Here is a 24,187-nt window from a genome sequence, read left to right on the forward strand (position 1 = left end):
CTATTTCAGGACACCTGTTTGTTTTTTCAGTAATATTACCAATTAGCGCGTTATTATTCAGCCGCAAACTGGTTCATTGTGTTGTCTTTGCCGCCTGCTTTAAGTGCAGCTTCACCGGCAAAATATTCCTTATGATCGTCGCCCATATCAGAACCAGCCATGTTCTGGTGCTTAACGCAGGCGATACCTTGGCGAATCTCTTTGCGCTGAACACCTTCAACATAACCAAGCATGCCCTGCTCGCCGAAATATTCCTTGGCAAGATTGTCGGTCGACAATGCAGCCGTGTGGTAAGTCGGCAGCGTGATCAAATGGTGGAAGATACCCGCTTCACGCGCTGAATCTTTCTGGAATGTACGGATGCGTTCATCGGCCTCGATTGCCAATTCCGTTGTATCATAATCAACACTCATCAAACGGTCGCGCTGATAATCTGAAACATCCTTGCCCTGCTCCTGCCAAATATCGAAAACCTGCTGGCGGAAGTTAAGCGTCCAGTTAAATGACGGCGAATTGTTATAAACCAGCTTCGCATTAGGCATAACTTCGCGGATACGGTTCACCATGCTGCCAATCTGGCCGATATGTGGTTTTTCAGTTTCAATCCAAAGCAGGTCCGCACCATTTTGAAGCGACGTGATACAGTCAAGAACACAGCGATCTTCGCCCGTGCCAGCTTTGAACTGGAAGAGGTTTGAGGCTAAACGTTTTGGACGCAGCAACTTGCCATCGCGCTTGATAACAACATCCGATGAACGCAGATCGTCGGCTGTTACTTCTTCGCAATCAAGGAAGCTGTTATATTGGTCGCCAATATCGCCGTCTGTTGCAGAATAAGCGATCTGTTTTGTAAGACCCGCACCCAGCGAATCTGTGCGTGTAACGATGATGCCATCTTCAACGCCGAGTTCCATGAATGCATAGCGGCACGCGCGGATTTTCGCCAAAAAGTCATCATGGGGAACCGTAACCTTGCCGTCTTGGTGACCACATTGCTTTTCATCAGAAACCTGATTTTCGATCTGCAGCGCACAAGCACCCGCTTCAATCATTTTTTTGGCCAGCAAATATGTCGCCTCAGCATTACCGAAACCCGCATCAATATCCGCGATGATCGGAACAATATGCGTCTGGTGCTCGTCGATCTCTTTTTGAATCGAGGCAGCTTTCACCTGATCGCCGCTCTCTTTGGCGCTATCTAAATCGCGGAAAAGACCGCCCAATTCACGCGCATCGGCTTGGCGCAAAAAGGTGTAAAGCTCTTCGATCAATGCAGGAACCGATGTTTTTTCATGCATAGATTGGTCCGGCAATGGGCCGAATTCCGAGCGAAGCGCAGCAACCATCCAGCCGGAAAGATACAAATAACGCCCTTTTGTCGTGCCAAAATGCTTCTTGATAGAAATCATTTTCTGCTGGCCGATAAAGCCATGCCAGCAACCAAGCGACTGGGTGTAATTGGCAGGGTCGGCATCATAAGCCGCCATGTCTTTGCGCATGATACCAGCGGTGTAGCGGGCAATATCAAGACCGGTCTGGAATTTGTTCTGCGCACGCATACGGGCAACTGATTCCGCATCAATGCCGCTCCATGATGGGCCGTTTTTCGCGATTGTCGCTTTTGCTGCGTCGATTTCAGCTGTGTAGCTCATCTTACTTGCTCCTTGAGACGCTCTGCGCCTTTAGTTGTAAAAACTGTAACAACGAACGCATTCGCTGTGTTCATGGAGCAATGTCTAAAGAGTGCAGCGCAGCAAAAGCCAGATAAATCGTGTTTCACCGCACAATAATGATGTAAATCCGTGACAGAGAATTAGGAGAAGTTTTGTCGGGTTGTAAAAATTGTGACAACCCAGTTAGTCAAACCTTCTTTTTTCTCTTAGGTTTTTCCTTGGCCTTCTCCTCCAGAGGCGCGACCATTTTTTCATAAAGACCGAACAAATGCTCCACCCTCTCGCGCTCGCTTTCAAATGGTTTAGAGCGATAGAGTTTATCGACCGCCTTATCCAGCGCCGTATGCGCCTTGCGCAGAACAGGCGGCATTAAATCTGGATCGTACAAATCTGCGAGCGTAGAATCAGGAAATTGCGCGCGCGCATCCAAAACTGCTTGCGCCAAGGCGCCGACTTTCTCTTTAGCTTTATCGTTCATTTCGGGCCAAGGGAACGTGTTGTAGACTACACCGACAGAATACATGTAATCGCTTTTCATGCGCCCTGTAATTGCGCGCATCCAAGCCATGTGCATGGCTGAAGTAAGGATGGCGAATTGCACTTCTGAGGCATCAAGCAAGACACGCAATTTTTGGTTCGGTATTATTGGCGGTGTGACCCAACCGATTGGCGAATACTCTCTGCGCTCAGAACTAACATTCGGAATAGCAAGAAAAGGAGCAACTGGAACCACAGTCACGTGATAAATACTTGGTGTGTTGGCAATTGCTAAAGTTGGTTTGCTTTTACTATCTGATCTCCAACTAGAGACCGCCGATAAGCGCTCTTTTAGGAACTTTGAAGATTTTATTTCTGCTGGGGTCAAGTCTGCAAAATACAAAACCCATCGCGTCCAGCCATTGATGTATTCCTGTGCACCAATATATGGTCGAAGGGCTTTTGCAGCAACTTTGTCCTCTTTCATTACTAGGGCAGCTTCTTCTGCGCTTAATACAAAATGTCCTCCATCAAGTGGCTTTGATCCAGTAAGCAAGCGTGGAAGACCATTTATCGGCCTACTTTCTTCTTTTACAACGCGATAGCGGTTTGACGCATCATCAGCACCGAACAAATAGGCTGTTAGCGCTTTATGCGTTGTTTCTTCAGGTTCACTCTTAATTGTTTCATAGGAAAACAACCGCTTAACCGCAGGTTCCATGTCGCGGCGCGTGAGGCCGATAATCACCACATGTACATGGGCTTTGCCGCGCGCTTCGCTGCCCCACTCAAAGGTGCGGTGGCCAAAAATGATTTCCAGTTTGTAGCGGTCAAACATTAACGGCCAAAGCTGCGCTACCTGTTCACCTTGCACGATAGAGTTTGTTGTCACAAAGGCGAATTTGGCTTTTGTGCTATCCTGATTGACATAAGCGCCTGCATTCAAAAACCACGCGCACACGAAATCCAACGTGCCGCCTGAGCCGCCGAGCGCCGCAATATCGCGAACCTGTTGGCGTTGTTCCACTGATTGATATTTGGAGCCAATGAACGGTGGATTACCCATGATGTATGAACATTGATGGGCGGGCAGCAGGTCATTCCAGTCCATGGCCAGCGCATCGGCATGGGTTATGTGCGGCGATTTTTTAAGCGGTATGCGCGAATATACTTCGCCAAATAGATCACCAAGCTCTACATTCATAATGTGGTCCATCATCCACATTGCAACCTCGGCAATGCGTGCGGGAAATTCTTCCAATTCAATACCGTAGAATTGACTCACATCCACATCAGAAAGCGATTGTGCGCCCAACATGTCCTTGCCACCTACATTTTGCTTGCGCAGCTCCACAAGGCAATCAAGTTCAAGGCGGCGCAATTCGCGGTAGGCAATAATCAAAAAATTTCCGCACCCGCAGGCAGGATCTAAAAAGGTAAGTGTGCTCAAGTGCTTACGAAAGGCTTCTAACTTACTAAATTTTTCACGTCTTAAGGCTTTCAGCTTTGCGAATTCATCTCGCAGCTCATCAAGAAACAATGGCCCAATGAGCTTCATAATGTTCTTTTCAGTGGTGTAATGCGCGCCTTTTTTACGCCTTTCAGCAGGGTCCATGACAGATTGGAACAGAGAGCCGAAAATCGCGGGCGACACTTTTGACCAGTTAAAGCGACAAGCTTCTAAAAAAGTATCGCGCATGGCGCTGTTGAAATTTGCCGTGCGCAGTCTTTCGCTGAAAAGCTCCCCATTCACATAGGGGAATTTATTCAGATCCTCATCAAGGTTTTTCTGCCGCTCATCTTCTGGCGTGTCGAGAATTTCAAACACCTGCTGAATCCACAGCCCCAAATCGGAACCGTCTTCTTTAGTTCGGTTCTCGATGACATCAAGCATATGATCGCGCGGCTGAAAAATACCCGTATCATCGGCAAACAGCATGAACAGCAGCCGCACCAGATAACGCTCAAGATCATTGCCCTTATAGCCATTTTCCTCCAACTCATCATGAATTTTGCCCATGAGTTCGGACGCTTCAATGTTAACAGGATCTTGGTCTTGATAGGTACGTTTCTCACGCCCGATCATAAAGGCAAACAGATCAACTTTTTCCGGCAGTTCTGCTAGCGTGAATGACCAACTTTCACGGGTATCGCGGTCCAGTAATTCCCAATTTTGAAAATCGCAGAGCAATTGAAAGCGTGGTTTTTCACTGTCTTTGACCGCATCAAAATATTCGCCTGCTTGGTCGGCGGCAGCTTTCAGGTCACGACCAGCGCTTTTTTGTTCAACAAGCAGATGTTTGGGCCAAAAAAGATCAATAAAGCCCGTATTGCCTGATAGCTTTTTTATCTGCTCCTCATAGCGTGCCACTTGGCGGCGCTTGATGCCAAATACTTCGAAAAACTCATTGTAAAAGGTTTGGGTTTCGCCTTTCTCATAATGTGCATCAACAAAATCGGCGGCAAACTGCTTTGCGCGCACCCGTATTTCATTCCAGCTTAGTGACATGCTGATTCCCCCAATATCGCACAGAGGTTAGCCCCACTCTCGCAAAATCTAAAGTTTAGTCTTCATCAATGCCGTGAATTTACTTTCTATTTCTCATAGTCAGAGATTTTGGGCGAAGACTTATCCACCCCGCCGCTCCCGTCCTCATAATGTGCGCCAAACAACGGAGCGCGCATGAACATCGCCGTCGCCATAGAAAGAAACAGGATTGCGCTTTTGCGCATTGTTTTCTGCTGGCTAAGTGCGGCCTATTTTATCAATGTGCGCGCAGACAAGCCACTACCGCGCCGTTTGTCCGCATGGGCTCTCGATCTCATCATAAATGCTGAAAAAGCCGCCGGATGCTTGCTGGTCGCAATTTTTTATCATGGCCAAATTAAAAAGCGTTTTTCGCCGGACTATGAGAAAGCGGCCAGTGATTTTATGGCTTTCAACACCGCGTTCACGCTTGGCACGCTTACAATTGGTGGCATCATGAAGCGCCTCAAATCTCTGCGGCATATATTGCTTAATCTGCGCGCTATCGTGCGGCGATTGTCCAACATTATTGCTGCTCGTGCGCAGGTTGCAGCGATGAAACTTGCCGCGCAAAGCAATGCGTTTTCTGACGGCCTATCAATGATGCACCCTGCCCTTACGCTTGAAGACGCCATACCGCCCTGACGCCACTTACATTGTTGTGTCGTTTCAATTGCCTCAAACCAGAGTGCGATGATGCAGCTGCGCGAATATATCTCCGCGCGTCGCACCCTCTTGGTGATTGCTTCGCAATGTACCTATCGGGGAGCAGCTGGCTGAAGAGAAAGCAGCTTTCGTTTAAACCGATTTAAAACATTTAAATTTACCAAGCCTGTGAATTCTTTATGATTTCAATCGTTTAATAAATTTTTGGAGGGTTTCGTTTTTAAAAAAATTAAACTAAGTGGCGGCGAAGATGTGTGCGTTAGCACTAAAAATTGGAGATTTTTAATGACTATTCGTGTTGCCATTAACGGGTTCGGACGCATTGGCCGACTAACATACCGCGCCATTCAAGAGCTTGGATGCGATGATATTGAGGTTGTTGCGATCAACAATTCCGGTCCAGTTTCCACCCACGCACATTTGCTCCGCTATGATTCTGTGCACGGTCTATTTCCGGGTGAAATTACCGAAACTGAAAAAGGTTTTGATACGGGCCGCGGCTTTGTGCCGTTCTTTGCAGACCGCAATCCGGCGAACCTGCCTTGGGATGATTTGGGTGTTGATATTGTGCTGGAATGTACGGGCGCGTTTAATTCAACGGAAAAATCCATGCCGCATATTGAGGCTGGCGCAAAACGCGTGCTGCTTTCTGCCCCTGGCAAACCAGCCGACAAAACAATTGTTTACGGCGTCAATCACGAAGAAATAACGCCAGATGATTTGGTTGTTTCAGCTGCATCATGCACCACCAACTGCCTTGCGCCGATGGCTTATATTTTGAACAAGGCAATTGGCATTGAGCATGGCTTTATGACCACGGTTCACTCTTTTACCGGCGATCAGCCAACGCTCGACCGTCACCACAAGGATGTTTACCGCGCACGCGCCGCGGCCAACTCCATGATCCCCACATCAACCGGTGCCGCAAAAGCTGTTGGTCTCGTAATCCCTGAGCTTAACGGCAAATTGGACGGCTCATCTGTGCGCGTGCCAACGCCCAATGTTTCTCTGGTTGATTTGAAGTTTGTTGCCTCACGCGCCACATCCATCGACGAGATCAATGAGGCGATGCGCGTTGCCGCTGAAGGTCCGCTCAAGGGCATCGTGTCTTATGATCCTGCGCCAAAAGTTTCCATCGACTTTAACCACAACCCTGCATCATCATGCTTTGCCCCTGCGCAAACAAAAGTCATGAGCGACACAATGGTTCAGGTTATGGCTTGGTATGACAATGAATGGGGGTTTTCATGCCGCATGACTGATGTCGCGCGGCATATGGGAAAAGTCATGCAAGCGGCTCAGCCCGTTAAGGCTGATAGATTGGTTGCCGCGGCTTAGATCAGTTCAGATCGTCCACATCGCCTTTAGCGCCGTCAACTCTGGCGGCCAAGGCAGCCTCCATAAACGGGTCAAGCGCACCGTCGAGCACATCTTGAGGCGCTGTTGATTCAACGCCGGTGCGCAAGTCTTTGACCAGCTGATAGGGTTGCATCACATAAGAGCGAATTTGGTGGCCCCAGCCAATATCGGTTTTGCCATCATGGGAGGCAGCTGCCGCATCTTCGCGCTTTTTCATTTCCATGTCATAAAGCCGCGCACGCAATGCTTTCATACAGTTCGCACGGTTTTGGTGCTGTGATTTTTCTGATGAAGTCACAACGATGCCCGTTGGAAAGTGTGTGATCCGAACCGCGGAATCCGTTGTGTTCACGTGCTGACCGCCTGCACCGGACGAGCGGAATGTATCGATGCGAATATCCTTATCCAACACTTCAACTTCAATGTTATCGTCAATCACAGGATAGACACCAACGGAGGAGAACGATGTGTGGCGGCGATCATTGGAGTCAAATGGCGAAATACGCACTAAGCGATGAACGCCCGTTTCGGTTTTCAGCCAGCCATAGGCGTTGTGCCCTTTGACAAGAATGGTTGCGGATTTAATGCCAGCTTCATCACCGGCAGAATATTCCTGCAATTCCACTTTAAAGCCGCGGCGCTCTGCCCAGCGCGAATACATGCGGAACAGCATGCTCGCCCAATCTTGGCTCTCTGTGCCACCAGCACCGGAATGCACCTCAACAAAAGTATCGCTGGAATCAAGTTCGCCGGACAGCAAGGCTTCAATCGACATTTTTTCAATGTCGCCTTGCATGGCTTTAATGATCTCTTCGGCGTCGGTTACCGTGTCTTGGTCACCTTCTTCTTCGCCCATCGCAATGAGTTCAACACTATCGGCCAGATTTTGGTCAAATGCTTTGATTGCGCCTGTCATCTCTTCAAGGCGCTGGCGCTCTTGCATCAATTTTTGCGCTTCATCGGGGTCATTCCAAAGATCAGGATCTTCGGCGCGTGAATTTAGATAATCTAATCTTTTGGAAGCTGCATCCCAGTCAAAGATGCCTCCTCAACAGGGCGATCGCCTGCTTGATGTCATCGACAAGTGCCGAAATTTCCGCGCGCATAAATAAAGGTCCAAATTTGAAATGAGTTACAAATGATGTCTCAGGCTTTTAGGAAAAGCCTGAGTACAATGTAAAGGGGTCAATGGTTAGAAAAGTCCACCGGAGTTTGTTTCTACAGCGCGCTGTGCATTGGGTGAAATTGCCCGCTGGCGTTCGCGCTGCTGCGCTACTTCTTCACCAATCACGAAATAAGTATCCGCAGGACCAGTGCCAGGCTTAAAGGCTTCAGCGATAATATCGCCGCCAACAGGACCATCCGCCTGCAAACCAGTTTTGCGGTTAATGTTGATGATCGTCATGCCGTCCGGCACTTTGAAGCTCACGGGCGCTACGCCCTCAAGCGCTTCGGACATAAAGGCTTGGAATACGGGCGCTGCAAGTTCACCGCCTGTCGACCCCCTGCCCATCGCACGTGGACGGTCGAAACCGATATAGACGCCGGTTACCATATTGGGCGTATAGCCAACGAACCATGCGTCTTTTTCATCATTGGTCGTACCCGTTTTACCAGCGATCGGACGGCCGAGCGCTTGAAGTTTCGTGGCAGTACCGCGCAAGACAACGCCTTCCATCATTGATGTGATTTGGTAAGCCGTCATCGGATCAAGAATTTGGTCGCGTGTATCAACGAGTTCTGGCTCATCTTGGCCAACCCAGCGCGACGCGTTGCAGCCTTCACAAATCCGGCTGTCTTGCTTGTAAATCGTTTTGCCGTAACGGTCTTGAACGCGGTCGATAATTGATGGCTTAATCTGACGTCCGCCATTTGCAAGCACAGAAAAGGCTGAAACCATACGCATGACCGTTGTTTCACCAGAACCAAGCGACATCGCAAGAACCGGCAGCATTTTATCATAAATACCAAAATGCTCTGCATAATCAGCAACAAGGCGCATGCCCATATCTTTTGCAAGACGGACCGTCATCAAGTTACGTGAGCGCTCAATACCAAGACGCAATGTTGAAGGTCCAGCACCGCCGCCTGAATAGTTCTTTGGTTCCCAGACTTCACCGCCCGAAACAAGCTTAATAGGCGCATCTAAGATAACAGAGGCTGGCGTGTAACCATTATCAAGCGCAGCCGCATAAACGAACGGTTTGAATGATGAGCCGGGCTGACGATTGGCTTGCGTGGCGCGGTTGAACTGCGATTCATAATAAGAAAAGCCGCCCGCCATTGCCAATACACGTCCCGTATTTGGGTCCATAGACACTAAGGCGCCAGACACTTTGGGAACTTGGCGAAGATCATATTCGTTGCCCTCGCCTGATTTTTCGACAAAAATTACGTCGCCGGCTTTAAGAACGTCATCAATTGATTTGGCGGTTACGCGATTGCTTTCTTTGTCGCGCATGCGGAAAGCCCATTTTAAGCCTTCGGCTTTAATGAAGCCGCGCTTACGCTCACCGTCGACGGCACCTGAAACCTCTGTAGCTGGTCTAAGACCGATATCTGCGCCATTTTCAGACACGGATAAAACAGCGGCAACATCCCATTCTGGGCGATCTCGCAATGCTTTCTGTGCAGCAAGCGGGATACCCCAATCGCCAGATATGTCGATTGTCTTTTCTGCACCACGCCAGCCCCAACCGCGGTCATATTTGATCAAGGCAGATTGTAATGAGCGCCGAGCAATATCCTGCAAGCGAGGGTCAAGTGTTGTGCGAACCGATAAGCCGCCTTCATAAAGTGCATCTTCGCCATAGCGGTCGATAACTTCCTTGCGGGCTTCTTCGGTGAAATATTCAGCGGCAAAAACGTAAGAGCCAGATCGGCGATAATTAACGCCAAGGCCTTTGGCTTGCGCTAATTCAGCCTCTTCTCCCGTTACATAGCCGTTTTCGACCATACGTTCGATAATCCAGTTACGGCGTTCGGTTGCCGCTTCTGTGTCATCAAATGGGTCATAATTGCTCGGTGCCTTTGGCAAGGTCGCCAAATATGCAGCTTCATGCAAATCAAGCTCATTAACGGATTTGCCAAAATAGGTGAGCGACGCACCAGCAATACCATATGCACCTGCTCCAAAGAAAATCTCATTAAGATAAAGCTCAAGAATACGGTCTTTTGAGTAAGCCTGTTCGATTCGGAACGATAGAATCGCTTCTTTGATTTTACGATCAACTGTTCTGTCATTTGTAAGAAGGAAGTTTTTCGCGACCTGCTGCGTAATCGTGGAGGCACCAATCATACGTTTATCGTTGCGATAATTTTGTATGTTCGTCACCATAGCCCGCGCTAAGGCCAAAAAGTCTACGCCCTGATGCTGATAAAAGTTTTTATCTTCAGCAGAAAGAAAAGCTGCTTTTACACGATCCGGCACGGCCTGAATTGGTATGAACAAACGCCGCTGGCGTGCAAATTCGCCCATTAACTGCCCGTCGGAAGAGTGAATACGGGTCGTCACCGGAGGCTCATAACTGGCCAAAACTTCGTAATCAGGAAGATCTTTTGATAAGTCACCAATATAGATGAATACACCCGCCGCAACGAGTAAGAACATGACAACGCCTATGCCAAAAAAATAGCCTAGCAGTCTCAACATTATGAATTCACCTATTGAACCAGTGTCAAACGACACTCTTAAATCTTTATGTTTGCGCCTGAACGCCAAATTAGACGTTAAAATGGCAAGCGCCAATCCACGCCAGCTATTTTCCCCTACACTTCGCGCTATCGTTGCTATTGTGCAACAAAAACGACAAGGGATTTATTGTTCAGGTCACTCTTTCTCATTGGCCACTGAGAGTCTCCTGCCCGACAATTCAGCAAAACGACTCACAGATTCCGCAATTTGATTGACAATTTTTGCGCGCCAACTCGCTTGCGTTAGCTGCTTTTCATCTTCAGCGTTTGATAAATAACCAAGCTCAATCAATACAGATGGCACATCTGGAGCACGCAAAACTCTAAAACCAGCATGACGATGCGGGTTATTGATCATTTTTGTCTCTTCTTGGAGCTTTGATACAGCAAGCCGTGCGAACTGAACCGAAAAGCCCAGCGTTTCTCTACGTGCTAGATCGACAAGTATATCTGCCACATCTTCAGGTTCATCAGCAAAATTGATGCCGCCAATTTCATCGGCACGGTTTTCAGACTCAGCAATGCTTGCAGCAACACTATCCGATGCTTTGTCTGAAATTGTATAAACGGTCGCGCCGCGCACATAATTTTCACGAATAGAATCAGCATGAATAGAAATGAAGAGGTCGGCATTACTTTGGCGCGCAAACTGAACCCGATCATTAAGCGGGATAAATACATCGCTATCGCGGGTCAAAATCGCTTCGACATTACCTTCGGCATCAAATCTTGCCTTCAATTCTTTGGCAAAGGCGAGAACTATTTCCTTTTCCAACGTTTGGTGACGCCCAACCGCCCCAGAATCAATGCCGCCATGGCCAGGATCAAGCACAACTGTAAACTTTTTCGACACTACAGGCTTTGCAGAGACACCAAGACGATCTGATTTCGTGTCGCGCTGCACCACTGCATTCGTGCGCATATTGTCAATCATTGCCGCATTAAAAGTGTCGCTGTCGCTTTGCTTTAACGAAAGAACGAGGCTGAATGTATCGTTGCCTTTGTTTTCCTGCGCTTTGATTTCGGCAATACGGAAAGGTTTATCCATTTCAAAGATAATGCGCGAATTTACATCACTCATATCGCCCCACCGCATATCAGAGGCAAAACCGGACCAGTCTTTCTGGTCAATTTCAAACCCAAAGCCAAGGCGCTCAAAATCAAGCACCAAACGCCATGGATGATTAAGCAATTGCGGAACCATATCAACTTTGCGGTCAAAGATAAGCGTGATCGACATATCTTCATCGCCGCCCTCAACTTTTGCTGAAAGGGCAAGAGGCACATTGGTGTGCTGTGCATAAGCGACTGTTAGTCCGCCAATCAGCCAGCCGATAAGCAGTAGCAAGGCAAAAATTTTGCGCACAAAGACCATTTGCGTCCAATTTATTCGTTGATTTTGCTGCCGTGCTAACACGCAAACCATCCCGCTTGTTGGCATATACGCAATTACACGCATGATTGATCGCTATTTATCCTGCATTTTATGCATTTATGGTTAACCAGTGATTTACAAATAATATTGAGCGAGAACTTGGCCTCGCCCTAGGTTTTACAGCTTACCACAATAAGCATTACGTAAGAACAAGTATGCTGAGACAACAAATTCACACTAATCGTTCTTCTTATTGCGCCTCAGTGAATTAAATCACTTGCGACTTTGCATGCGAAAACCTAAGTTGAAGTAATCCACTGAGCGAATACGCGCCAGTGCGACAAAGAATTTACCGCTGTCCGATATGCTAGGTCAGAGGTTTTTAACAGGGACCAAGCGTCTTTAATTACGAGATTGCACGTCCTAGCCCGATAACGGGCATCATATCACCGACTGCTATATGCGGTCATAAATTGGAATGCCGACGGGCCATGAGAATGTACAAAAACGCCATGAGGAATGAGACAACGCTTCGCGCGTTGCCCCTCTTAGCGATCATCATGAAGCTTCGTCGCAGCCACATCACACAAAAATCAGTTCGCCTCGGCGCATTTACTTATCACCGCCTATCCGCAGTAGCGCATAGGCTTATAAGAGGTGTCACGTGGACTGTCGGAATAAACTACAATGTCCAACAAAATGCTTATCGATTCCTCCCACCCGGAGGAAACACGGGTTGTCGTCACTAAAGGGAATCGCCTCGAAGACTTCGATTTTGAATCACAACACAAACGCCAAATACGCGGTAATATCTATCTCGCAAAAGTAACGCGCGTAGAGCCATCGCTACAGGCTGCATTTGTCGATTATGGTGGCAATCGCCACGGATTTCTCGCATTCAGCGAGATACACCCTGATTATTATCAAATTCCGCTGGCAGATCGTCAGGCGCTTCTTGAAGAAGATGCCGCGATTGCGAATGCTGAAGAAGAAGATGATGACGCAGAAGCCGAAGCGCGCAGCCAAAACAAAGGTCGCGGACGCGGACGCCGTCGGCGTGGTCGTAAAGATGACCGCAACAGCAATGGCCGCAATCATCAGCCAAATGCACAAAAATCTGTTCCTGAAGCCGAACCTGTCGCATTTGATGCGCTGCTGGCTATCTATGAAGAACGGATGAAAGCCAATAATGGCGAGAACGCTTTTGTTGAAGCTGTCGTCAATGTTGCAGCCGCAATAAACAATAATGATGTCATTTCAGAAGAAGTCGATCTTGATACATCAGATGATGATGAAGATGACGCCAATGAAACTGATGATCAAAGCGACGAAGATGTCGATGTTGTTGCCGATGATGATGACGCGATTGAGGATTCACGCCCTCGCCGCCGGCCTTCGCGCAAACAATATAAAATTCAAGAAGTTATCAAACGTCGCCAAGTGATTTTGGTACAGGTTGTTAAAGAAGAGCGCGGCAACAAGGGCGCAGCTTTGACAACTTATATGTCGCTTGCGGGTCGCTATTCTGTATTGATGCCAAACACCGCACGTGGCGGCGGCATTTCTCGCAAAATCACAAGCGCGGATGATCGCCGCCGTTTGAAAGATATGGTCAAGGATCTCGAAGTGCCGAAAGGCATGGGCGTTATCTTGCGGACTGCAGGTGCAAACCGCACACGCGGCGAAGTCAAGCGCGACTATGAATATCTGATGCGCCTTTGGGATAATGTGCGCGATCTGACACTGTCATCTTCTGCACCGTCTCTGGTCTATGAAGAAGGCAATCTGATCAAGCGGTCGATCCGCGATCTGTTTAACAAAGATATTAGCGAAATTACGGTTGCTGGCGAAGAAGGCTTCCGTCAGGCAAAAGATTTCATGCGGATGTTAATGCCGGGCAGCGCAAAGCTGGTAAAACCTTGGCTTGATTCATCGCCCATTTTTGCCCGCACCGGCATGGAAGCGCAGCTTGATAAGCTGATGACACCGCAGGTGACGCTGAAATCCGGTGGTTACATTATTATCAACCAGACCGAAGCTTTGGTGGCCATTGATGTGAACTCGGGTAAATCGACCCGCGAGCACTCCATTGAGGAAACGGCGATAGCGACCAATCTGGAAGCTGCTGAAGAAGTTGCGCGCCAGCTACGCTTGCGTGACCTTGCCGGCCTTATCGTGGTCGATTTCATTGATATGGAAGAAAACCGCAACAACCGTGCGGTTGAAAAGAAGCTTAAAGACTGCCTGAAAAACGATCGCGCCCGCATTCAAGTTGGCCGGATATCGCATTTTGGTCTACTCGAAATGAGCCGTCAACGTATGCGCGCCAGCGTGCTTGAAAGCACAATGCAGATCTGTCCGCATTGTGAAGGCACTGGTCTCGTGCGCTCGTCGCAGTCTGTTGCTCTTCATGTTATTCGTTCAATTGAGGATTATTTGATCCGCAATGATAAGAATCACGTGACAGTGCGCACACCTGGTTCGACTGCGCTCTACCTTCTAAACGACAAGCGCGAATCGCTTATCGACATGGAGCAACGCTTTGGTCTCAAAATTACCGTTGAGATTGATGATAGTGTTGGCGCTGATATGGTCGCGATTGATCGCGGCGAGGTTTCAAACCTTCCAAAACGTGCGTCAACCCATGTGACCATTGATTACGACGACAGCGAAGACGAAAACTACGTCGAGATTGTTGAAGATGGTGATGACGAAATTCTCATTCAAAATGCGATTGGCGAAGAAACACCTGAAGCACCAAAGACTGAGGAAGAACAAGGCAATCGCAATAAGCGCCGTCGCCGCCGCCGTGGTGGTAAAAACCGCGACAGCAATGGTGATGAGACACAGAATGCCGCGTCTGATTCTGAAACTGAAGAAAGTGGCACTCAAGAAAACCAAGATGGTGACGATACCGACGATAATGACAGCAACAATGGTCGCGGTAAGCGCCGCCGTCGTTCACGTGGTCGTCGCGGCGGTCGTGGTCGCAAGAGCCGGTTTGACCGCGTTCCAAATGTTGAGCTCATCGGCCCTATGGTTGAGTTTGCGGCTGCTTGGGATGAAGCCAACCCGAAAGCTGAAAGCGAACAGCCTTCGGATAATGGCAACGATCAGCAGGACAATGGTTCACCGGAACAAGATGGTGATAATCAAGGCAACGCAAAAAGCCGTAACCGCCGAAATCGTGGACGTGGCCGCGGACGTAACCGCAATGAAAACGGGCGCGATAACACGGCCAATGGTTCCAGCGATAATGACGCTGATACCAAGAACGATAATGATAAAGCCGCCTCTCCTGAAGTAGAATCTCAGCCGGTTGCTGCACAAAGCAACAATGCGGTTCAAGTAACTGCTGCTCCCGTAGAGCCGCCAAAAGTTGAAGCAGCCGAAAAGCCTGTTCTGGCAAAGCGTGAAGAAGTGGCGGTTGAAGCTGCGGCCGAAACAACGCCGCCAAGTAACAGCGAAGAAGATGCGCCTAAGCGTGTTCGGGCAACAGAGGCCAATATCAACAATGATGTTGAACCGGTTGTTGTTTCTGAAACAAGCGACAAGCCGAAGCCTAAAAAAGGCGGATGGTGGGCACGCAAGCTGCTTGGCTAAAGCCTAACGATCTGAATCAAAAGCCCGCTCTATCTTATTGGTAGAGCGGGCTTTTTTGTATCTAGGATTTAAAAACTTGTCTTAGACAGATACCCAGTTTTTCATTCTCTCGATTGATTCAGCAATCGCATCATGATTTCCAGCATAGGAAAAACGCATAAAACGATTGCCATTTATCGGGTCAAAATCAACGCCCGGCGCAGCAGCGACAAAAATCTCACGCAGCATCGTTTTGGCAAAGACCATCGAATCATTGGTATGTTTTGACACATCGCACCACGCATAAAATGCGCCATCTGGCGGCGCAGCGAAAGTGATGCCCATTTTCGGCAGTTCTTCCATCAAAAGCGCACGATTGGCGCGATAACCGTCCTTAATCAGTTCCAAACTCGTGGTCGCTTCAAATGCTTTGGGTGCAGCAATTTGGCTAATTTCTGGCGCACAAATATAAAGGCTTTGGGCCAATCTTTCGACGGTTCTGACCATGTTTTGCGGCAGCACCATCCAGCCAATACGCCAACCCGTCATGCAATAATATTTCGAGAATGAATTGATGACGATCGCATCATCGCTGACCGACAATGCCGTTAGATCATCAGCCACATAGTTAAGGCGATGATAGATCTCGTCAGAAATGAAACTAATGCCTTCACGGTCACAGACCTCAATAATTTGCGTCAGCTCAGCTTTGCTCACCGTTGCGCCCGTTGGATTTGCAGGGCTAGCAATCATCAGCGCATCAATCTTCTTCGTCCTATGCGCAGCAAGAAGTGCATCCAGATCAAATACGCTGCTTGACGCATCACCAGATGGTATCTCGACAGCCTCAAGCGATAGCGATTTGATGATGTTGCGATAAGCTGGATATCCCGGCGCTGCAATGGCAATGCGCCCGCCCGGCTCTGTGATCGCTAAAAATGCCAGCATAAAACCAGCGGATGATCCTGTGGTAATCGCAATGCGGTCAGGCGAGACGCTTACGCCATAATGGTCCGCATAATGCTGTGCAATCGCTTCGCGCGTATCGGCACGGCCAAGCGCATCGGTATAACCAATGGGCGCATGGAGCGCTGCCTGCGCTGCCGCATCGCGCACACCTTGCGGGGCTGGCGACCCTGGCTGACCAACTGCCAATGATAAAACATTATTGCCTGCAGCTTTCAGACGGTTTGCTTCTGCAAGCACGTCCATTGCGTGAAAAGGTTCAACATTGCTTCTTGTAGAGAGTTTCGGTTGCACAGACTTTTCCTAATTTACTTTTCGCTTTTGCACTTCACGTTGACGTTAAGTGCCATGATTTTGCTTTGTTTGATGCTCAAATGACGGTACGAATGGATCAACACGAGGTAAGGCGTGTTTCATATGGAATCATTGGAAGGCTTTGCCAATTGATAAAAATCAGCTTTAAATCACTATGGCGCAAAAATATTGTCGCTGGCTTAATGCTGGTTGCTATTTCAATGGCACCCGTGAAGGCAGCCTACGCTCAATCAAACTTGCCGATTGTTCGCGATGCGGAAATTGAAGAGCTGCTGAATGATTATGTCGTGCCGCTTTTAAAGGTTGCAGGCATTCGGCGAAACCGCGTCGATGTGGTTCTTGTCAATTCCAAATCATTTAACGCTTTTGTTTCTGGCACCAAAATCTTTGTCAATCTGGGCGCTATTGTGGACTCAGATACGCCCAATGAATTGATCGGCGTTTTGGCCCATGAAATTGGCCATTTAGCTGGTGGCCACCAAGATAGGCTTCGCCAACAGCTTGACCGTGCGCAAACAATTGCCGTTGTGTCTTCTATTCTTGGGGCAGCAACCGTCGTTGCAGCAGCTTCACAAGGCAGCGGCGATGGCGCGAGAGCTGGCGCAGGCATAGCCATGGGCGGTGCGGAGCTGGCACAGCGCGGCCTGCTTTCATATCAGCGAACAGAAGAATTTGCCGCAGACCGCTCAGCCGTTGATTATCTGAATGCGACGAAACAATCGACCAAAGGTATTTTAATAACCTTTGAGCGCTTTCATAAAGATTTGTCGCTTGTGCGCGACCGCATCAACCCTTACCGCTTGAGCCACCCTCTGCCCCGCGAGCGCATTGCCGCACTTGAAATTCTGGCCAAGCAAAGCCCCTATTTTAACAAGCAAGATTCGTCGTCGCTGCAAGTGCGCCATGATAAGGTTCGCGCTAAAATTCTTGCCTATACCTATGGTCCAAATGCTGCGGAAAGCGCGTTTTCTGGCGCAAAAGGCTCTGTTGCTCACCAATATGGACAAGCCATATCCACCTTTCTGTATCGCAATCCGCGCAATGCTGTTCCGATGATTGATAAGCTCATCAAGAGCAGCCCGAACAATGCCTATTATCATGAAATCAAAGGCGAAATACTGCTGCGTGCGCAAGATGCCAAAGGCGCGGCAAAAGCTTTTTCTGATGCTGTACGCATTGATGGTGCCCGTTCGCCGAACATGATGGTGGGTTTGGGCCATGCGCTTGTGCTAAGCGGTACAAATGAAGATTTGCGCCGTGCTGTGGGTGAGCTAGAAGTCGCCATTTCGCTTGATCCAAACAATTCCAATGCGCACCGGCATCTAGCAATGGCCTATGGCCGCTTGGGCGATACTGGCAGCGCTAATCTTGCCACGGCTGAAGCGCAGTTCTATGCAGGCCAATATAAGTCTGCAAAACAATTTGCAGCACGTGCTAAGCAGGCATTTCCAAAAAATGCCCCGCAATGGTTACGTGCAGACGACATACTCCGATTCAAAAGTCCAAAAAACTAAACAGGATAATTATGACGCCAATTACACTTAAATCGACAGCGCAACGTATTCAATCCAGCGTTTCTGCTATGGCTTTCGCATCCTGTTTGGCTGCATCTGGCATCATGATGTCTATCGGCACTGCCTCAGCATTTGATCAAGCTGAAAAAGAAGAGATTGGGCAAATCGTTCGTGAATATCTGCTTGAAAATCCAGAGATCATGATCGAAGTTCAGCAGGCTCTCGAAACAAAGCAAGAGCAGGAATCGATAGAGCAAAAAAGCGAAATTCTCGCGCAATCTAGCGACGCTATTTTTAACAATCCATTTGATCCGGTTTTTGGTAATCCTGATGGCGATGTCACGATTGTCGAATTCTTCGATTATAATTGCGGTTATTGCCGCCGCAGTCTTCCCGACATGCAGCATATTCTCCAAACGGACCCAAATGTGAAATTCGTGCTTAAAGAATTTCCTATTTTCGGCCCGAATTCCATTGCCGTTCACAAGGTCGCCCTTGCCTATAAAAACACTGCGCCAGAAAAGTATTTTGATTATCACGTGGCAATGATGGGCCAAGACGAACAGCTTGACGAAGCGCTAGCGCTCAAAATTGCAGAAGATAGCGGCGTTGATATGGATGCTTTGCGTGATGAAATGAACAATCCGGCAATCATTGATAGCTTTCGCCAAACGGACAGTTTGGCCGGCGGTTTAGGCATTACCGGTACTCCATCTTATGTTATTGGTGGTGAAGTTGTGGTTGGCGCACGTGGTAAAGACTTGCTGATCGAAAAAATTGAAAATATGCGCAAATGCGGCAGTACAAACTGTTAAATACGATAAAAAATGCGATTTAATGTGGGTATAAGGTTGATTCTGCCCATAATTCAGGCACAAGCCTTGCAGCAAGGTTAAGGGCGTTCTACGCCTTTTACTCGTTGCGTTGGACAGGTAATATGAGCGCTAAAATACTAATCTTAAATGGACCTAACCTGAACATGCTGGGAAAGCGTGAACCAGGGGTTTATGGTTCCAAGACTTTGGACGATGTTATTTCAGCCTGTACGACCCTTGGTAATGAGGTTGGTTTGGCGGTTGAAAGCTATCAATCCAACCATGAAGGTGATCTGGTTACTCGTATTCAAGAAGCGGGTCAGGCTGGAACGCCTATCGTTTTTAACCCCGGCGCATACTCACATACTTCGATTGCCCTGCGTGATGCGATCACCAGTGCAAACGCGCATGTTATCGAGGTTCATATCTCGAATATTCATGCGCGCGAAGAATTTCGTCACGTGTCATATATTTCAGCGGTTGCCAATGGTGTGATTGCTGGATGCGGCACGGATGGTTATTTGATGGCAATTCGTGTAATCGCCAACCAGTTGCAACTTGCAGAACAGACAAAACAAGCTTAACCACGCCGCAGAGTAGTGGATATTGAGGATAAAATGGCAGAGAAAAAATCAGCGTTTGACAAAGAACTGGTCAGCGATCTGGCCAATATTTTGAACGATACAGATCTCACAGAGATTGAATTCGAACATGGTGAAATGCGCATTCGTGTAAGCCGCGAGCCAGCACAACAAATGGTTAGCTACGCAAACGCACCGGTTGCTCAAGCAGCGCCTGCACCTGTGGCTGCACCCGCAGCGGCAGATAGCGCCCCTGCCTCAAAAGCTGCATCAGGCAGTGAAGTCCCTTCTCCAATGGTTGGCACCGCTTATATGGCGCCGAGCCCAGATGCGGACAACTTTATTGCTGTTGGCACTAAAGTTAAAGAAGGTGACACATTGCTGATTATTGAAGCGATGAAAGTGATGAACCAAATTCCTTCGCCGCGTTCGGGCACTGTTACTGCTATTCTTGTAACAGACAGCGAGCCGGTCGAATATGGCCAAGCACTCGTCGTGATTGAATGATAATTCTGCCCAAAGGCAAACCATATGTTTAACAAGGTTCTTATTGCCAACCGCGGTGAAATTGCATTGCGCATTTTGCGCGCCTGCCGTGAGCTTGGTATCCCAACTGTCGCTGTTCACTCAACTGCTGATGAAATGGCGATGCATGTTCGTCTTGCCGATGAAAGCGTTTGCATTGGACCGCCGCCATCACGTGACAGCTATCTGAATATTCATCAGATCGTTGCTGCCTGTGAGATCACTGGCGCGGATGCTGTGCACCCAGGTTATGGCTTTCTTTCAGAAAATGCGAAATTCGCAGAAATTCTGGAAGCGCATAATATTACATTTATCGGCCCGACTTCCGACCATATCAAAATTATGGGCGACAAGATCGAGGCGAAACGCACAGCTGCCAAGCTTGGCATTCCGGTTGTACCGGGTTCTGACGGCGGTGTGAGCGATGTGAATGAAGCAAAGCGCATTGCCAAAGACATTGGCTTTCCTGTGATTATCAAAGCGACTGCCGGCGGCGGTGGACGCGGCATGAAAGTTGCTAAAAACGAAGCCGAACTTTCTAACGCACTCGACACAGCACGCCGCGAGGCAGAAGCTGCGTTTGGTAATGCGGAAGTTTATATCGAGAAATATCTCGGCAAACCGCGCCATATCGAAGTTCAAATTGTGGGCGACGGTAAAGGCAAGGCCATTCATTTGGGCGAACGCGACTGTTCATTACAGCGCCGTCACCAGAAGGTTTGGGAAGAGGCTAACTCCCCTGCTCTGAACTCAGAACAACGCCATGAAATTGGTATGATCTGCGCCAATGCGGTTGCCAAACTTGGCTATCGCGGTGCTGGTACAATTGAGTTTCTCTATGAGAACGGCGAATTCTATTTCATTGAAATGAACACCCGTCTTCAAGTTGAGCACCCAATCACCGAGGCTATTACAGGCATCGATCTGGTGCATGAGCAATTGCGCGTTGCATCTGGTGCTGGCCTTTCTGTTACGCAGGATGAAATCAAGTTCAATGGTCATGCGATTGAATGTCGCCTGAACGCGGAACATCACCGGACCTTTGTGCCTTCACCGGGAAAAATTACGCATTATCATGCACCTGGTGGCCTTGGTATCCGTGTTGATTCAGGCGTTTATGCCGGATACAGCATCCCGCCATATTATGACAGCTTGATCGGAAAACTGATCGTGCACGGCCGTAATCGGTTGGAATGTATGATGCGTTTGCGCCGTGCGCTTGATGAACTCGTTATTGACGGTATCAACACCACTGTTCCGCTGTTTCAAGAACTGATTGATTGTCCTGATATTGCCAATGGTGATTATGATATTCACTGGCTTGAACACTATTTAGCCGCGAAAGAATAATAGTAACGTTCTTTCAACGAGAGATATTTCATGTCCGGAAGCAATGAACACGATACGTTCATTACCCCGCAAATTCTGTTAAAGGCCTATTCTTTAGGCCTTTTTCCTATGGCAGAAAAAGCCGATGATCCAACCATATTTTGGGTGGAACCGGAATTCCGCGGCGTCATGCCACTTGATGCATTCCACATTCCGCGCAGCTTGAAAAAAGAGGTGCGGCGCGGCACCTATGACATTACGGTCAATCAAGCTTTCGACACGGTTGTAAAAGCGTGTGCAGAACCTGCACCTGGCCGCGAAGAAACATGGATCAACGATCCTATTCGCATGCTGTATAATGAATTACATGAAATTGGCCACGCGCACTCCGTTGAGGCTTGGTATGAAGACCAGCTCGTCGGCGGCTTGTACGGCGTCTCGCTCGGGCGTGCATTTTTCGGTGAAAGCATGTTCAGCCGTCGCACCAACGCATCCAAAGTTGCGCTAGTTCACCTTGTTGAGCGGCTAAAAGAACGTGGTTTTGTACTGCTTGATACGCAGTTCACCAATGAGCACCTTACGCAGTTCGGAACGATCGAAATACCGCGTGCTGAATATGAGGTTTTGCTGGAAGCAGCTTTAGAAGAAACAGCTGAGTTCAACTAAATGCTTTTCTAGCTTGGCGCTGGAACTTCTGATTCATTTTTGCAGCCCGTAAGCCACACATCATAAACAGCATGTTCAACAGCATTTAAGCCCGGACTATCGGCAAACATCCAGCCCGTAAAAATACGGCGGATTTTGCGCTCCAGCGTGATTTCGTCAACTTCAACAAAACTATTTGAACCGGGTGCTTCGTTGGCAGAGCGCGAATAGCAAACACGCGGCGTTATCTGCAGTGCACCAAATTGAACTGTCTCATCGATATAAACATCAAATGAAATGATCTTTCCGGTAATTTTATCAATACCGGAAAATTGAGCGATGGAGTTTTCTGCTTTTTCGGCACTAACGGGCGTTCCCATTACAGAAGCTGCCGTGACCAAACAAGCGAATATTATTTTCTTAAAGTTCTTCAAAGGCGCCCACACAATAGTTTGAACAGTAACACTGTTCTTTCCAGTATAAGCCACATATGGCCAAAACAGGGTCAACAATTAATTAATGCTGAATATCTGATTCTTGCGCTTTGGCCTATTAGTTGCCCGGTGTCCAAGCATCATAATCGCCAGACACTTCCGGACGTGGCTCAGGATTAAGCATTGAGCCCTTCGGACGATAAGCGCCGGCAGTGCCCGTCAAATTAGGCTGGTGTTCTTTTTGCCAAGCATGCGGCTTGTAATCTTCTTCAGATGGCGGTGTATCAACACGGTGATGCAGCCAGCCATGCCAACCAGAGCCAACCGCAGAACCTTCTGCTTCGCCAGCATAGATCACCCAGCGGCGTGTGTAGCCATCTACATCCTTGCCGCCTTCATAGTAGATATTGCCCATTTCATCTTCGCCAACTTTGGTGCCCGTGCGCCAAGTCCACAAGCGTGTTCCAAGCGTCTGTCCGTTCCACCAAGTGAAGAACTGCAAAAAGAAATTTTTCATAGGTCAATCCACATTCCGTTATATGTCCGCTTATGGCTTTGGTTTGCTGCAAATGCAAGGCAACAATGGGTATACACCCTTAAATTCAGGCAATTGGCCTTGTGTAATTTCGGCGCGGCCGCGCATGAATGCCAAATTTCTTGCACCTCAAGCCAACTCAGCAAAAGTATTGAATCTCACCATCGTTTGAGATGGTATATATTAACCACAGTATACGAGCGAGGAAACTAAATGATCCGATTACGCATAGCGCTTACTCTCTCATCGGTTCTGTTTGCCCTGCCCGCTATGGCTCAAGATGGCCCGCGCGGCATTGCTTTTGTTCAAGCACCTGAACAGGGCAGCGGTGTGGCAACAGGCGCAACAATGCAAGAAGCGTTTGGCAAAGCCACCGAGCAATGCATGGAATCAGGCGCATTGGCAGAAGATTGCATCAAAACGAATTGGTGTTATCCGGCAGGTTGGAGCGTTGATATTTTTGTTCAACACAGCGAAGGCCCGCATTGGCACGAAGTTGTCTGTGGCCTACCCTCAAAAGCTGCCGCACAAGCAACCGCCCTACACATCTGCGACCGCAATGAGCGCGATTACCTTATCGAGTGTTCACCTGTTCAATTCTACGATGAACAAGGTGTGGCGCAGATGGAAAACTAATCCCATCTGCGCACAATCTTTATTTACCAGATAACTTTTTCCATGATGACAGCCGGAATGCCGGAGCCTTTAACGCCGCAGTCGGGTGATGTACCGACCTTTTTAAAGCCATTGCGCTCATAAAATTTCATGGCACGATCATTGGCTTCTTCGACTTCCAGCCGAATTTTGCGTACATCAGGAAAACAGGCCTCAACCTCAATCAGAAGTTTTTCACCGAGACCCTGCCCTTGTGTCGATGGACGCACATAAAGCTGGTGAAGCATGGTTGTTTCATTATCAATTTGTGAGGCATAAGCCATAGCGCCGATTTCGGCGCCATCATCGCAAATAATGAATTCTGACCGCGGCTTATTCAGGCGTTGTTTAAGCGCTGAAACCGAGTGCCATTGTGAGGTGAGTTCGGCCACTTTTTCGCGGCCATAAATCTGATCATATGTATCATGCCACGTTTCCGTGAGCATGTTCGAGACGATTTCTAAATCTTGTTGTGAAGCCGAGCGGACCCACATAATTACTGTTCTCCTATAGTATTCGTGC

General features: G+C 48.4%; 19 protein-coding genes. 10 read left to right on the forward strand and 9 right to left on the reverse strand.

Going from position 1 to position 24,187, the window contains the following annotated elements:
* Window positions 1-53: 53 nt before the first annotated feature.
* Together N530_RS0104670 and N530_RS0104675 are read right to left on the reverse strand one after the other, a co-directional pair.
* Window positions 54-1,652, reverse strand: a complete 1,599-nt coding sequence (locus tag N530_RS0104670) for an isocitrate lyase (RefSeq protein WP_026479762.1) — start codon at window positions 1,650-1,652, stop codon at window positions 54-56.
* Between the two features lie 208 nt (window positions 1,653-1,860).
* Window positions 1,861-4,659: a DNA methyltransferase gene (locus tag N530_RS0104675; RefSeq protein WP_026479763.1), complete on the reverse strand. Its 2,799-nt coding sequence runs from the start codon at window positions 4,657-4,659 to the stop codon at window positions 1,861-1,863.
* Between the two features lie 174 nt (window positions 4,660-4,833).
* Here N530_RS0104675 and N530_RS0104685 point away from each other — a divergent pair, with 174 nt between their 5' ends.
* Together N530_RS0104685 and gap are read left to right on the forward strand one after the other, a co-directional pair.
* Window positions 4,834-5,322, forward strand: coding sequence for a hypothetical protein (locus tag N530_RS0104685; RefSeq protein ID WP_026479764.1), 489 nt, complete (start codon window positions 4,834-4,836; stop codon window positions 5,320-5,322).
* A 306-nt stretch (window positions 5,323-5,628) separates the two neighbouring features.
* A complete protein-coding gene (gap, locus tag N530_RS17425; RefSeq protein ID WP_051540763.1) occupies window positions 5,629-6,681 on the forward strand; it encodes a type I glyceraldehyde-3-phosphate dehydrogenase in 1,053 nt (350 codons plus the stop codon).
* A 1-nt stretch (window position 6,682) separates the two neighbouring features.
* Here the strand turns inward: gap and prfB are convergent.
* The 3 genes from prfB to N530_RS17430 form a co-directional block, all read right to left on the reverse strand.
* Window positions 6,683-7,808, reverse strand: a protein-coding gene (prfB, locus tag N530_RS0104695) for a peptide chain release factor 2 (RefSeq protein WP_155851915.1) whose coding sequence is annotated in 2 segments (ribosomal slippage) — window positions 6,683-7,738 and window positions 7,740-7,808 — 1,125 coding nt in all. Because the reading frame shifts where the segments join, the coding sequence is not laid out codon by codon here.
* Between the two features lie 86 nt (window positions 7,809-7,894).
* Window positions 7,895-10,354: a penicillin-binding protein 1A gene (locus N530_RS0104700; RefSeq protein WP_026479766.1), complete on the reverse strand. Its 2,460-nt coding sequence runs from the start codon at window positions 10,352-10,354 to the stop codon at window positions 7,895-7,897.
* Between the two features lie 177 nt (window positions 10,355-10,531).
* Window positions 10,532-11,854 (reverse strand): N-acetylmuramoyl-L-alanine amidase, encoded by a 1,323-nt coding sequence (locus N530_RS17430; protein ID WP_051540764.1) that lies wholly within the window; start codon window positions 11,852-11,854, stop codon window positions 10,532-10,534.
* A gap of 603 nt (window positions 11,855-12,457) precedes the next feature.
* Here N530_RS17430 and N530_RS0104710 point away from each other — a divergent pair.
* Window positions 12,458-15,373 carry an Rne/Rng family ribonuclease gene (locus N530_RS0104710; protein ID WP_026479767.1) on the forward strand — a complete coding sequence of 972 codons (2,916 nt, stop codon included), beginning with the start codon at window positions 12,458-12,460 and terminating at the stop codon, window positions 15,371-15,373.
* Between the two features lie 81 nt (window positions 15,374-15,454).
* Here the strand turns inward: N530_RS0104710 and N530_RS0104715 are convergent, their stop codons facing one another.
* Window positions 15,455-16,564 (reverse strand): pyridoxal phosphate-dependent aminotransferase, encoded by a 1,110-nt coding sequence (locus tag N530_RS0104715; RefSeq protein ID WP_051540765.1) that lies wholly within the window; start codon window positions 16,562-16,564, stop codon window positions 15,455-15,457.
* Between the two features lie 251 nt (window positions 16,565-16,815).
* Between N530_RS0104715 and N530_RS0104720 the strand changes: the two genes are divergently transcribed.
* The 6 genes from N530_RS0104720 (at window position 16,816) to aat (ending at window position 22,063) form a co-directional block, all read left to right on the forward strand.
* Window positions 16,816-18,147 (forward strand): M48 family metalloprotease, encoded by a 1,332-nt coding sequence (locus N530_RS0104720; protein ID WP_247869167.1) that lies wholly within the window; start codon window positions 16,816-16,818, stop codon window positions 18,145-18,147.
* Between the two features lie 11 nt (window positions 18,148-18,158).
* Window positions 18,159-18,962 (forward strand): DsbA family protein, encoded by an 804-nt coding sequence (locus tag N530_RS0104725; protein WP_155851916.1) that lies wholly within the window; start codon window positions 18,159-18,161, stop codon window positions 18,960-18,962.
* A gap of 122 nt (window positions 18,963-19,084) precedes the next feature.
* A complete protein-coding gene (gene aroQ, locus N530_RS17435) occupies window positions 19,085-19,546 on the forward strand; it encodes a type II 3-dehydroquinate dehydratase (RefSeq protein ID WP_035266406.1) in 462 nt (153 codons plus the stop codon).
* Window positions 19,547-19,579: 33 nt separating this feature from the next.
* Window positions 19,580-20,050, forward strand: a complete 471-nt coding sequence (gene accB, locus N530_RS0104735; protein WP_018687704.1) for an acetyl-CoA carboxylase biotin carboxyl carrier protein — start codon at window positions 19,580-19,582, stop codon at window positions 20,048-20,050.
* A gap of 24 nt (window positions 20,051-20,074) precedes the next feature.
* Window positions 20,075-21,418, forward strand: coding sequence for an acetyl-CoA carboxylase biotin carboxylase subunit (gene accC / locus N530_RS0104740; protein WP_026479771.1), 1,344 nt, complete (start codon window positions 20,075-20,077; stop codon window positions 21,416-21,418).
* 30 nt (window positions 21,419-21,448) lie between these two features.
* Window positions 21,449-22,063: a leucyl/phenylalanyl-tRNA--protein transferase gene (gene aat / locus N530_RS0104745; RefSeq protein WP_026479772.1), complete on the forward strand. Its 615-nt coding sequence runs from the start codon at window positions 21,449-21,451 to the stop codon at window positions 22,061-22,063.
* Window positions 22,064-22,071: 8 nt separating this feature from the next.
* On the opposite strand, the gene N530_RS0104750 is transcribed toward aat, so the two are convergent.
* Both N530_RS0104750 and N530_RS0104755 read right to left on the reverse strand, forming a co-directional pair.
* Window positions 22,072-22,443 carry a DUF2155 domain-containing protein gene (locus tag N530_RS0104750; protein WP_371179693.1) on the reverse strand — a complete coding sequence of 124 codons (372 nt, stop codon included), beginning with the start codon at window positions 22,441-22,443 and terminating at the stop codon, window positions 22,072-22,074.
* A 151-nt stretch (window positions 22,444-22,594) separates the two neighbouring features.
* Window positions 22,595-22,993 carry an NADH:ubiquinone oxidoreductase subunit NDUFA12 gene (locus tag N530_RS0104755; protein ID WP_026479774.1) on the reverse strand — a complete coding sequence of 133 codons (399 nt, stop codon included), beginning with the start codon at window positions 22,991-22,993 and terminating at the stop codon, window positions 22,595-22,597.
* A 231-nt stretch (window positions 22,994-23,224) separates the two neighbouring features.
* On the opposite strand from N530_RS0104755, the gene N530_RS0104765 reads away from it, so the two are divergent.
* Complete coding sequence (locus N530_RS0104765) at window positions 23,225-23,647, forward strand: hypothetical protein (protein WP_026479775.1); 423 nt, start codon at window positions 23,225-23,227, stop codon at window positions 23,645-23,647.
* Window positions 23,648-23,670: 23 nt separating this feature from the next.
* On the opposite strand, the gene N530_RS0104770 is transcribed toward N530_RS0104765, so the two are convergent.
* Entirely contained in the window at window positions 23,671-24,159 is a 489-nt protein-coding gene (locus N530_RS0104770; protein WP_026479776.1) for an N-acetyltransferase, read from the reverse strand.
* Between the last annotated feature and the right edge of the window lie 28 nt (window positions 24,160-24,187).

Origin of the sequence: Ahrensia sp. 13_GOM-1096m (assembly GCF_000620605.1) — a bacterium.
GTDB lineage: Bacteria > Pseudomonadota > Alphaproteobacteria > Rhizobiales > Rhizobiaceae > Ahrensia > Ahrensia kielensis.

What these genes read in the sequence shown, in the direction of transcription:
- N530_RS0104710 (WP_026479767.1), top strand. Translation starts at nt 12,458, where the DNA reads ATGTCCAACAAAATGCTTATCGATTCCTCCCACCCGGAGGAAACACGG.
- N530_RS0104770 (WP_026479776.1), bottom strand. Translation starts at nt 24,159, where the DNA reads ATGTGGGTCCGCTCGGCTTCACAACAAGATTTAGAAATCGTCTCGAAC.
- N530_RS0104720 (WP_247869167.1), top strand. Translation starts at nt 16,816, where the DNA reads ATGCTGGTTGCTATTTCAATGGCACCCGTGAAGGCAGCCTACGCTCAA.
- gap (WP_051540763.1), top strand. Translation starts at nt 5,629, where the DNA reads ATGACTATTCGTGTTGCCATTAACGGGTTCGGACGCATTGGCCGACTA.
- N530_RS0104675 (WP_026479763.1), bottom strand. Translation starts at nt 4,659, where the DNA reads ATGTCACTAAGCTGGAATGAAATACGGGTGCGCGCAAAGCAGTTTGCC.
- N530_RS0104755 (WP_026479774.1), bottom strand. Translation starts at nt 22,993, where the DNA reads ATGAAAAATTTCTTTTTGCAGTTCTTCACTTGGTGGAACGGACAGACG.
- N530_RS0104700 (WP_026479766.1), bottom strand. Translation starts at nt 10,354, where the DNA reads ATGTTGAGACTGCTAGGCTATTTTTTTGGCATAGGCGTTGTCATGTTC.
- N530_RS0104715 (WP_051540765.1), bottom strand. Translation starts at nt 16,564, where the DNA reads ATGGACGTGCTTGCAGAAGCAAACCGTCTGAAAGCTGCAGGCAATAAT.
- N530_RS0104765 (WP_026479775.1), top strand. Translation starts at nt 23,225, where the DNA reads ATGATCCGATTACGCATAGCGCTTACTCTCTCATCGGTTCTGTTTGCC.
- N530_RS0104685 (WP_026479764.1), top strand. Translation starts at nt 4,834, where the DNA reads ATGAACATCGCCGTCGCCATAGAAAGAAACAGGATTGCGCTTTTGCGC.
- accC (WP_026479771.1), top strand. Translation starts at nt 20,075, where the DNA reads ATGTTTAACAAGGTTCTTATTGCCAACCGCGGTGAAATTGCATTGCGC.
- aroQ (WP_035266406.1), top strand. Translation starts at nt 19,085, where the DNA reads ATGAGCGCTAAAATACTAATCTTAAATGGACCTAACCTGAACATGCTG.
- accB (WP_018687704.1), top strand. Translation starts at nt 19,580, where the DNA reads ATGGCAGAGAAAAAATCAGCGTTTGACAAAGAACTGGTCAGCGATCTG.
- N530_RS0104725 (WP_155851916.1), top strand. Translation starts at nt 18,159, where the DNA reads ATGACGCCAATTACACTTAAATCGACAGCGCAACGTATTCAATCCAGC.
- N530_RS0104670 (WP_026479762.1), bottom strand. Translation starts at nt 1,652, where the DNA reads ATGAGCTACACAGCTGAAATCGACGCAGCAAAAGCGACAATCGCGAAA.
- aat (WP_026479772.1), top strand. Translation starts at nt 21,449, where the DNA reads ATGTCCGGAAGCAATGAACACGATACGTTCATTACCCCGCAAATTCTG.
- N530_RS17430 (WP_051540764.1), bottom strand. Translation starts at nt 11,854, where the DNA reads ATGCGTGTAATTGCGTATATGCCAACAAGCGGGATGGTTTGCGTGTTA.